Source organism: Vibrio sp. CCB-PB317 (genome assembly GCF_022808245.1).
In the GTDB taxonomy this organism is placed as follows: Bacteria; Pseudomonadota; Gammaproteobacteria; order Enterobacterales; family Vibrionaceae; genus Vibrio; species Vibrio diabolicus.
On sequence record NZ_JALGNU010000007.1, the window covers coordinates 1 to 10,792 of the forward strand.

A 10,792-nucleotide genomic window follows, 5' to 3' on the forward strand; every position below is an offset into this window, starting at 1 on the left:
TTGCTAAGGTGTGAGTAACGCAATACAAAAGCTACCGCACAGCGCCTTAATCACCATAAGCCACCGCAAAGTAAAAATGCCACGCGTTACGAATCACTCTTAAGCAATTTGTTAGTACATGCGCTACTTCTATTTATGCGCTCCAAGATATTGAAAACTGGCATGATATGAAAGGCTTTGAACACTGAAGTGAGACGGGCAGCTACAAAACTTTACCCCGATTGAAAGACGAAAGTTGGCTAGAAGAAAAATGCACTGAACTGCCCTACTTTCACTGGCTTAAAATTAAAAAAGGATTCTTTCCTCGTCACTCAACAGCCACACCAAAAGTAATCAAGGCTCTCTCAAAAAACACCACGAAAATGAAAAAGCGCCAAAGAAATAGGCTAAGAGTTAGAAGCCGTAAACGGTAAAATCAAAGCGAACACTCCGCATATAGTGCCACCGGAAAGAACGTGAAAGGTACAAACTGAAAGGTGTAAAGACGAGCGCCAAAACAGATAAACACCAAAACTTATGACCTTTGATGTCAAACCCGTACTAACGCCGCATTAAGGTGTGAGCGGCGCTTGGCTATACTTGAGCGAAGCGAAACTGCCAAGCGTTGCGAATCACTCTTAAATGCTTTGTTATGCATATTTTTGCACCAAAGTTAAATCAGAGCTCAATTCGATAGTAGCGAACTAAACCTGTTTGCCCTGAAACTTCCTTTTCTGATTGAAGAACACCATTGTTATATTCAATCGCTTTGACCGACCCAATATTTGCTTTATTTACTGTCAACAAAGCACTTTTGATGCCTTGATGTTTTGCTTTAGGTAGAGTTAGTTCTAAGATGAGTTTTGCATAGCCTTTTTGTCTTTGTGATGGCTTTATTCCATAACCAATATGACCACCCAAAACACGTAAACCGTCATTCAACTCATGCCTTAAATTTGAACAGCCGACAACTTGCTCATGTCCGTCAATTAACCAAAATGAACTGTGCGCAACAAAACCATCCGGCATCTGCTCACCTCTAGAGTATGCATTTAGCCTTCCGAGCATAGATGAAAAATCAGCATAATCTTCACCCAACACAAACGGAACAAAAGCTTCATCTCTATCGATAAATTCTCGAATCATTTCGATATATGATTCTTGATATTCTGTGCTTGGAACTACTAATTTCATGCGAACTTTCTCCATATGCATAACGCCTTGCTAAGGTGTGAGCAACGCAATACCTTAGCCTCCGCATAATACCTTAAACAAATAAACCGACGCATAGTAAAAATGCCACGCGTTGCGAATCACTCTTAAGCAACTTGTTATACCGCTTGCTTGAGGCTAAAATGACCAACATAAAGACCACTTAAGAGACCGATTATATGACCACTAGAATTTTAGCCGATGTTGCTGCAAGCATTACTGAGTTGAAAGCTAATCCTATGAAAGTTGCAACTAGTGCTTACGGCGAACCTGTTGCTGTATTAAACCGAAATGAGCCCGCATTTTATTGCGTACCTGCCGAAGCGTACGAAATGATGATGGACAGACTCGAAGATCTTGAACTACTAGCTATCGCTAAAGAGCGTGAATCTGAAGAGAGCATTTCGGTAAATATTGATGACCTATAAACTCGACTTTAAAAAGAGTGCACTCAAAGAGTGGAAAAAGCTTGGCTCTACTCTGCAACAACAATTTAAGAAAAAGCTAATCGAGCGCTTAGATAACCCACATGTTCCGGCTTCAAAGCTTTCTGGAGCTGACAACATGTATAAAATTACGTTGCGTCAATCGGGCTACCGTCTCGTCTACAAAGTTGAAGACGATGTCATCATTGTAACCGTCTTAGCAGTTGGAAAACGCGAACGTAGCGATGTTTACCGTAAAGCTATGAAAAGGTTAGATGATTGATTGCGGTATAACGCCCTGTTAAGGTGTGAGCAACGCAATACCGAAGCTTCCGCATACCACCTTAAACACTAAACGCAACGCATAGTAAAAATGCCACGCGTTGCGAATCACTCTTAAACAGTTTGTTATGCGTTACTTTCCATCTGACAGCACAGAAATTCTTTGTAAATCTCTGCTCGGAAAATCAGGATCTACATACACGTACATACGACTTATTAATTTTCCACTAAACTCAAATACACTACAAAAACGACCAGTGGACACAGTGTTGTCCGGCCAGGAAGTACCGTCACTCATTACACCTCCTTCCTGTCCTTCAACAATAACCTTGTTTCCAGCTGTTGTTATTTGAAAACCGTCTATGTCGTGCCAGATACTGTTCAATGAGCTACCAATTCTATTGCCAAACTCCACTAAGGCATTCTTTCCTTTCGCCTGTCCAAATTTAGGAAAGAAAAAATCAACATCCTCTGAAAATAGATCCAGATAACTAGGATCACCCGCATCTACTTTCTCGAAATACTTAACTACTAGCTCTACTAAATCGTCTTTTTCCATAATTATTCTTACATCCATATTACTCTGACGCATAACGCCGCGTTAAGTGGTGAACAACGCCGACAACCAAACCTAAGCCATTGTGCCGTAAACACTTAAATCGATTCAAACTGAAAATGCCAAGCGTTGTGAATCCGTCTTGAACGCTTTGTTATAAGGCGCCGGTTGAGTTTAGCGCTTTTTCCAACCACACAGAGCTAATGTACTTCCCGTTTTTCTTTGCATACTCATTAAATACACCAATCTCTCTGAAACCAAAACGTTTATGTAAGGCTATTGACGCTTCATTGGGTAAAGCAATACCTGACAAGGCCCTATGAACACCATAGCAACTGATAGACGAGAATAACTGAGAGTATAGTTTCGAGCCTAAGCCCTTACCTTTAGCAGATGACGCAAGGTACACGGTAACTTCGACGGTATCTTCAAATGCGGGTATATCTCTATATGGTTGGGAACAAGCAAAACCTAGCAACTCCCCATTTTCAATGGCTACATAAAGCTGATGTTTGCTATTGCTTGAGAAGTGAGAAAACCATTTTTGACGATTTTCTAGTGTAAATGTCGATTCTTCAAAACGAGCATTAGTATGCTTGATGTAGAAGTTGAAGATGTCGGTTATAGCCGCAACATCTTCTAATTTCCCTGCTCTGATTTCCACGTAAGTTCCTTTTTCTTCGAGCCTTATAACGCCGCATTAAGGTGTGAGCAACGCATCCACAAAACTTAACCAGACCACCGTAAACACAAAACCCAACGATGGAATGAAAAATGCCAAGCGTTGGGAATCACTCTTAAATGCTTTGTTAGCTTATTGATTTATATTGAATTATAGGCATATGCATTAAGTTTATTTGTTCTTTTTGCAACAGGTGAAGGTGAGGCGTAGTTACAATATACATTGGAGTGACTAACCCTTGCAAACGGCTCCCTAACCGCAGACTTTAAATGCAACTCGTCATAACCATGAATTTCCCTTTCAAGTTCTCCAATAATCTGCTTAAGAAATCGTACGATTGAAATCGAGTTATCTTTGATGTCCATTTGTTCAGCATATTCATATGCGGACAATGGTTTCCCTTTTTTTGCATTATGCTTATAACCATGACTATGCTCGAAGTTCCTAATAGAAACATATCTATGTACTAGCTCTTCAATATTATTCAAACGACATTGCATTTCAAAAATATTATTACTTTGTGTCCAAGAGCTGTTTGTTTTAAAGCTACCATCCTTATTTACCTTAGGTCTTCTACCTTCATAATCATATCTTTCATCCGAATCATGAATAATGTGTTGGCGAATTTTAAAATGACCAAGAACTTGCATGAAAAATGTCATGTTTGTCTTTGACAATGCATTTAACACAAACACTTCTTTTTCTGGATAGTACTTCTCAATCAGTGTTCTTAAAACTATAGCCTCAGTATCACCTTCTACCATAATCACATCGTCAGAAAAAAATGTTTCGCATAAATGAGGGTTAAAGCGATTGAGCATCAAAATTCTATCTTTAACCTCCTTTTCATTTGCAAACACATCGTTACTAGACTGATATACAATCGTCTCACCAGTTTGCTTTTTAACAAACCGTGCTAAAGAAGTATGATCACGACTTAGATCGATCAACTGAGGATCATGTGAAACACAGAGAACCTGATAGTTTTCCTGTTCAGCTATGCTATATAATGTATTTCTAAACTTTCTTTTATTTGCAGGATGCAAATATAATTCAGGCTCTTCAAATAAAATTATATGCTTTTCATCCTTAGTCGTATCTCTAAAGAAACCTAAAATATTAATAATTGCTTGTCTAATTAAACCATGTCCATGTAGGTCAAAGGCTTGCCCATCACCTTTATCTACTTCATTTAATTTATCTAGCGCATCATTCAGTTCTTTTTCTTCATCAGCGCTACTAATTGCGACACTAAAATCTTTCTCAAAAGATTTTGTAATATCGGCTTCTTTATTTGGATTCGAAGCTATATTTAGCTTTAAGTCTGGAAAGGTTTCGGAAAAATATTTATTTGCACCTTCATTAATTTCACTAATATAACCATCAGTTTCTACCTTGTTTTGCAAAACTTTAATAGCATATATTGCTGCTTCATATTCTTTTTTATGGTTATCCTTGAGCTTCCTCAGCAATTTGCTCTTAATCTCTTTTTCAATCCAATCCGTTAGAGACTTCACACTAGGAATTGCTTCGATATAAATTATATTCGGTGTTACCTTAGTCAAGAAAGTTTCTAACCCACCAAACCCATCAGGGACATACTCATTTTTGTCAACAGAAAATGTTTCTTTTTGGGCTTTTTTCCCTACTTCACTCCATGTTTTTCTGAACTTTACTTCATTATCTTTACTAACCCACTTATCAAAACCATTTTTTGAGAAGTAATCATTATCACTATCTTCTTTAATGTAGGTGGCTTCTATGACTATGCTATTTTCTGGGTTTTGATTATAGAAATCAGTGACTTGTGCAACTTGATTAGGCTTTACAAAATATTGATAAGCATGGAGAATGCTTGATTTACCTATATTATTCTTCCCGAATATAAAAACTATATTGTTGTCAATGAAATTGATAACATTTTCATCTCCATTGATAGCTCTAAAACTGTAAATTTTCAGATTCTTTAACTTCATTTTTATCTCTTATAATTTTCGCCAAACTGACCAAATAAGCTAACGCCCTGTTAAGGGGTGAGCAACGCAATACCGAAGCCACCGCACACCACCTTAATCACTAATATCAACGCATTGTAAAAATGCCACGCGTTGCGAATCCCTCTTGAACAGTTTGTTATGTGCAGAGTATGCGCAGAACCAAAAATGCACTTGTAGCTGTCATAGCAATACCAAGAGTTACGTACGAACTATGAATTAGCCAATACCGTTTTTTCTTGTATTTTTCATTGGCTTTCCAACATTGTTCATCTTTCGATTTTTTCAACTCTTGTGTAAGCGCAAAGAATCGCTTTGCATCCACACGAAGTTCATAAAGGCATAGAACAACAGTAATAACAAAACTGATTAAAGCGGCAGAAAGTAAAATTTGCTCTAAATCTGAGTATTTTTGATCATCCTTAGTCAAAGCCAAGAAAAAAACACCTGTTGCACCTGATGAAACCGATAAGATGTAAGCTCTCAGTCGATTTCCTGCATCTTTAGCTAATTCATGATATTGATTAATTTCGTCCTGCATACTTCATCCTGCACATAACGCCCTGTTAAGGTGTGAGCAACGCAATACCATAGCTCCCGCATACCACCTTAAACACCAAACGCAACGCATAGTAAAAATGCCACGCGTTGCGAATCACTCTTAAACAGATTGTTAGGAGCTGGTTGTACGTAATAAGCTACCTTCGTTTTCAAGGCACCAATGGAGAACGACCTTCGCACAGTTTAACATTGCCTCAGGAGGGAAATGGGTTACAACTTCACCATAGCGAATTTCATTTGGATATGTTGATGCATTTCCAACTTGAGAAGCTAATAGCGTACCAACAGTCCCATTAGCCGTGTTTTCTATTACAACCTTGCTGCGAATAGAACTAGCTCTATGCTCCGATTCTCGATGTCCACAACTGCTAATTTCACCCAATAAATCGTGTAACTTATGAGAAAAATGTCGAAGTTCTTTCGTAGTATATCCGGTCTGCTCCAATAGAGCTTTCATACTGATCTCACATGACAAACAACTCAGGTAAAGAATGGCTCTACCAGCTTCTTCCTTATCTGCATGTGTATTAAATAAACATTCAGCAGAATCAATCATTCTCGCTGCAAATTCAAAACTATATTCCATTTTTTACTTAAAGCTCCTAACGCCCTGCTAAGGGGTGAGCAACGCAATACCGAAGCCGCCGCATACCACCTTAAACACTAAATTCAACGCATAGCAAAAATGCCACGCGTTGCGAATCACTCTTAAACAGTTTGTTAGGTTTATTTCTCATGCCAAAACTGTTGAAAACTATGTGAAAAATAACTTCTTGTTGAGTCAACACTTCCAATATGTGCGTATCCCCCAAGGTTTGTTACGATTTCAAACTTATGCTTAGTTCTTGGCATGAAGCCTGGAATTGAAACATATATGTCTCTACTATTCTCTACATAAACATTTTTATATTCATCAGCCCTAGACTTTATATTGAAGTCATCTAAGTTAGTTGTCGGCCACCACTTTGCTTTAGTCAACTCTACCCATTCACGCTTGTTTAAAAGATCATTTATCCAGCTACGATTTTCTACGATTTCGAAAACAGCAAGACTGTGGAGAAGCAAACCGATTTGCGATGGATTAAAAACGACCAAATGAACTACATATCGGTCCTCTAGTTGGGTTGATTTGACAAAATCTAGATGTAAGTTGCCATTTCGCATTAGTTCACGGTTTATAAAGTAGGACTTCCTACTAACGCGATGATTTCGGTAGTTTAAATAAAGAGCAAAGATGGCGACCGATAAGCTGATTAAACTAATAGCTATAGTATAAAACTCTTGATTCATAACGACTTCCCATTGAAACCTAACGCCCAGTTAAGGGGTGAACAACGCAATACCGAAGCCGCTGCATACCGCCTTAAACACTAAAACCAACGCATAGTAAAAATGCCACGCGTGCCGAATCACTCTTGAACAATTTGTTATGCGCGTTCTCCACGATTGAACGCAACTACAGTAGCGCGTAATTTAGTCAGCTTAAACTCTGTAAGTAACACTGTAACAAAAGACAATATAGAAACGGAGATAAGTGCAATATTTATCAAAGCATTACCACTAAACTCATAAATACCTGACAGACCAATAAATAGCAAAAGACAGGCAATTATCGATAGAATCGAATCATTAGTTTTCACTTTATACTCATCAGCAGGTATATCTTTTATTATCGAAACCGGATTTGAAAGCCCGTCAAGCCGAACTGCAATTTTTCCTTTTTTAATTTTGACTTTTAGGCCAGAACTTCTTAACGAATTAGCTAAATCTTCCATGATTGATTATCTCCATTTCTGCGAGCGCATAACGCCCTGTTAAGGGGTGAGCAGCGCAACACTGAAGCCGCTGCATACCGCCTTAAACACCAATACCAACGCATAGTAAAAAATGCCATGCGTTGCGAATCCCTCTTAAACAGTTTGTTATGTAGCTTTAACACTTTGATGTACATGGGCTTGAAAAGCTTAGATTACACTTTTCAGATACATGTAATGGCTCAACTGAAGGTAACGACAAACAAAAAGCTAAGATATTTCTGGCTTCTTCTCGTTCTTTGTCAGTCATACTTGTGAATACAAATCTAGCACCATCTTGATATAAACGCTTTGCGAGTAATGGAGCCATTGGCTCAAAAATAGGACCCGATGACTCTAACAAAACAAATTTTTCGAATTTCAGTATATCTGCGCGATGAGCTTCGGATCCATTCATTCTCGTCGGCTTGATGCCAACCCAATTGATCTTTCGATCAATTCCATAACTGCAGGGCTCATTACCTAAACCGCCAACACCTATTACAGCATCAAAATCATAGTCACGGATTTCCCCCATGCAGTCGTTTACACCAAACTCACCTTTCCCATTGGGATCACCAACGTGAGTTCGCTTGTAAACGAGTATATTCTTTATATCTTGCAAGTTCCCTCCTGCTACATAACGCCCTGCTAAGGGGTGAGTAACGCAATACAAAAGCCACCGCATACCACCTTAATCACTAAATTCAACGCATAGTGAAAATGCCACGCGTTGCGAATCCCTCTTGAGCAGTTTGTTAGTTTGCAAACCCAAAGCGTTGATTTTACGTTATTTCAAACTTTGCAAACAATAAACTTTATGTGTTTTGATGCATCTAAGTCAGGCGTAGTCTCAAAGCGGCTACTCAATGAAACCACTTGGAACAAACAACGCCGCAGAAAACGAACTCACAACACCAAAAAGCGCTTTTGGAAAACCAACCTCACAGTGCGGACTTTCAACAAAGTCACTAAAACCACGTGAACTTACCACACCAGAGAAAACGTCATTTCAGTGAATAAACCGGCTTTTGCACCAACAAACTCAACGAGCAGAGTTTCAGCAAAAAAGTTCAACCCAGTTAACCCAAAAATCGCTGCACCAAAGAACAAATCAACCGTAGAAACGCTGCCAGTTTGGGGTTTTCACCACGCTAGTTAACACTGAAATTGAACGCCGATATGACGATTTCCACTTTGAGCTTTTACCACTAGACCTTGCGATATAGCTGCGTTTTTCCTCTTGCAAACTAACGCCTTGTTAAGGTGTGAGGCACGCAATACCGATGCTTCCGCATAACACCTTAACCACCAAAACCAACGCATAGTTAAAATGCCACGCGTGCCGAATCACTCTTGAACAATTTGTTAGCATACTTTTTCAATGCTCATAGATCTTTAAGTGATTCTCTTAGTTTATCCATAGTTTGAATTCCAAGTTCACTACTAACCCAACCGTACTGGTCGCCATGAAACCTAGGGAAAATATGCAAATGGTAATGATCGAGCTCGTTGAAATGAGGTGCCTCTCCATTGTTTTGCATAAAGCCGATACCATCGGGATTGAACTTAGCTTCTATACGTTTATATAAATCTCTTGCAACGTCGGTGATCTCAAAAAACACAGACTCAGGCAGGTCAATGAATGTACGGTATTGAGTCTTAGGACAAATTAAAATATGCCCAAAGTTGATTGGATCATGGTCTGCAAAAGCTATAACTTGATCAGATTCGTACACGATGACCGAGTCAATTTCACGATTAACAATTTGTTCGACTATCGTAGCCATCTGAACTCCTATCAAAGTATGCTAACGCCCTGTTAAGGTGTGAGCAACGCAATACCGATGCTTCCGCACGCCACCTTAACCACTAAAATCAACGCATAGTAAAAATGCCACGCGTTGCGAATCACTCTTAAACAGTTTGTTATGTGTTTAGCCTCACCACTTGCCAAACCATTTCTTGTCTTTGAAGTAGACAGGGAAAGCTTTGAAAGCAATTGTCGTAGATGCTGGATAGGTAACGTTTGCCTGCTTATCACTTACAACACTACTAGAAAGTTGAGCCTTAACATTTGACAGGAGATCAAAGCCTAACAAGGCTTGTAACTCGGCTGATGCTTGCGAGCTATAAGTAAAGTCAGCAACTACGAGTTGTTGGAAAGGAATCAGCATCCCTTCTCCCTCACCAAAATCGTTAAACTCAGTGATTAACTTGGCTTTATCTTTGTTGACTTTCTTTGATACATCTAAGCCTCCAACCACTTTTCTATATACGGTAAATCGAATTTGTGATTTTTTTAAAGCAGTTACGAACGTGGATGCCTTTATGCCTTTTTTCTTCAACGTAGCTTCCAGTTCCGCAGAGATATGACCCGCAAGCGTCTCTTGAATTTGATAACTCTCACCTTTTTGCCACTCTATTAAAGATGAAAAGTCATACCCCTTACTTAGCTCGAATAACTGTATATCTTTACCCTTTTCTGCCCATGCTTGGAGCTCTTTAGCAGAAGACGGGTTTTCAACGTAATACAAACGCCCTATCTCTGCGACCTTTTCACCATGATAAGACATCAAATTCATGTTGCGCCGTTCAGCTAAGTATTTAAAAAGCCCATTGAGGAAGGAGGCTTCAAAGTCTTGTGCGTTAACATTAAAAGACACCAATAATGATGTAGATAACATCAGTGTGATTATTTTCCTTAAGTACATATTAACGCTCCTTCGTCATAAACTAGCTGAGTATATCTAATTTGGATGCACTTAGACACATAACGCCCTGTTAAGGGGTGAGCAACGCAATACAAAAGCCGCCGCAAACCGCCTTAAACACTAAAATCAACGCATAGTGAAAATGCCACGCGTTGCGAATCCCTCTTGAACAGTTTGTTATGTGCGTGCTTAAATTGAACACCTGTACTCTCAGAACAGCTAATCGATATAAGAGGCGACCGCAACTGCACCAAAATAGAGTTCAAGAGCGAAGTAAAAAGTACACTTTTAGAGACTTTCTTCTTTAAAAGCACTTTAACCATAAGAAGTGTGACAATGATGTATACGATGGCAACTAACATTCTATCCCTACATGTAGCTTGAGCCTAACCGACAACATTTAGTAACCCGAACAATCAAGATGCTGGAAATGCAAAAAAAATATACAAGATTGCACCAAATACCGAGCCAGCCATGAACAAACCTAACTTTATTGCAGTACGTTTATCCGATTCCTTTTTGGACATAGTAATTCCTTTTACTAATTTAAAATGACTTGCATGCACATCTAAACGTTACGAGCACCAAAGCACA

The 10,792-nt window shown here is 39.0% G+C and carries 13 protein-coding genes; 2 read left to right on the forward strand and 11 right to left on the reverse strand.

All coding sequences use genetic code 11. The annotated features are described in order from the left end of the window. Positions 1-657: 657 nt before the first annotated feature. A complete protein-coding gene (locus tag MTR11_RS23585; protein WP_140388115.1) occupies positions 658-1,173 on the reverse strand; it encodes a GNAT family N-acetyltransferase in 516 nt (171 codons plus the stop codon). A gap of 197 nt (positions 1,174-1,370) precedes the next feature. Here MTR11_RS23585 and MTR11_RS23595 point away from each other — a divergent pair, with 197 nt between their 5' ends. Both MTR11_RS23595 and MTR11_RS23600 read left to right on the forward strand, forming a co-directional pair. Beyond that, positions 1,371-1,619 carry a type II toxin-antitoxin system Phd/YefM family antitoxin gene (locus MTR11_RS23595; protein ID WP_005377003.1) on the forward strand — a complete coding sequence of 83 codons (249 nt, stop codon included), beginning with the start codon at positions 1,371-1,373 and terminating at the stop codon, positions 1,617-1,619. After that, complete coding sequence (locus tag MTR11_RS23600) at positions 1,609-1,899, forward strand: type II toxin-antitoxin system RelE family toxin (protein ID WP_243328494.1); 291 nt, start codon at positions 1,609-1,611, stop codon at positions 1,897-1,899. Before MTR11_RS23595 ends, MTR11_RS23600 begins: the two co-directional genes overlap by 11 nt. Positions 1,900-2,031: 132 nt before the next feature. Here the strand turns inward: MTR11_RS23600 and MTR11_RS23610 are convergent, their stop codons facing one another. The 10 genes from MTR11_RS23610 to MTR11_RS23695 form a co-directional block, all read right to left on the reverse strand. Beyond that, the gene (locus MTR11_RS23610) at positions 2,032-2,457 is read right to left on the reverse strand and encodes a nuclear transport factor 2 family protein (protein ID WP_085344792.1); all 426 of its coding nucleotides are present in this window, start codon (positions 2,455-2,457) and stop codon (positions 2,032-2,034) included. A gap of 151 nt (positions 2,458-2,608) precedes the next feature. After that, the gene (locus MTR11_RS23615; RefSeq protein WP_243328495.1) at positions 2,609-3,118 is read right to left on the reverse strand and encodes a GNAT family N-acetyltransferase; all 510 of its coding nucleotides are present in this window, start codon (positions 3,116-3,118) and stop codon (positions 2,609-2,611) included. Positions 3,119-3,276: 158 nt separating this feature from the next. After that, entirely contained in the window at positions 3,277-5,112 is a 1,836-nt protein-coding gene (locus MTR11_RS23620) for an ATP-dependent nuclease (protein WP_243328496.1), read from the reverse strand. A gap of 157 nt (positions 5,113-5,269) precedes the next feature. Beyond that, complete coding sequence (locus tag MTR11_RS23630) at positions 5,270-5,671, reverse strand: hypothetical protein (RefSeq protein ID WP_077281716.1); 402 nt, start codon at positions 5,669-5,671, stop codon at positions 5,270-5,272. 132 nt (positions 5,672-5,803) lie between these two features. Then, the gene (locus MTR11_RS23640; protein ID WP_025624115.1) at positions 5,804-6,277 is read right to left on the reverse strand and encodes a hypothetical protein; all 474 of its coding nucleotides are present in this window, start codon (positions 6,275-6,277) and stop codon (positions 5,804-5,806) included. Between the two features lie 140 nt (positions 6,278-6,417). Continuing rightward, positions 6,418-6,981 carry a hypothetical protein gene (locus MTR11_RS23650; protein WP_243328497.1) on the reverse strand — a complete coding sequence of 188 codons (564 nt, stop codon included), beginning with the start codon at positions 6,979-6,981 and terminating at the stop codon, positions 6,418-6,420. 137 nt (positions 6,982-7,118) lie between these two features. Continuing rightward, the gene (locus tag MTR11_RS23660; RefSeq protein WP_031780756.1) at positions 7,119-7,466 is read right to left on the reverse strand and encodes a hypothetical protein; all 348 of its coding nucleotides are present in this window, start codon (positions 7,464-7,466) and stop codon (positions 7,119-7,121) included. A gap of 157 nt (positions 7,467-7,623) precedes the next feature. Then, complete coding sequence (locus MTR11_RS23670) at positions 7,624-8,109, reverse strand: hypothetical protein (RefSeq protein WP_069548082.1); 486 nt, start codon at positions 8,107-8,109, stop codon at positions 7,624-7,626. A gap of 763 nt (positions 8,110-8,872) precedes the next feature. Beyond that, positions 8,873-9,274 carry an HIT family protein gene (locus MTR11_RS23685; protein WP_005537025.1) on the reverse strand — a complete coding sequence of 134 codons (402 nt, stop codon included), beginning with the start codon at positions 9,272-9,274 and terminating at the stop codon, positions 8,873-8,875. A gap of 153 nt (positions 9,275-9,427) precedes the next feature. Next, a complete protein-coding gene (locus tag MTR11_RS23695) occupies positions 9,428-10,198 on the reverse strand; it encodes a hypothetical protein (protein WP_243328499.1) in 771 nt (256 codons plus the stop codon). Between the last annotated feature and the right edge of the window lie 594 nt (positions 10,199-10,792).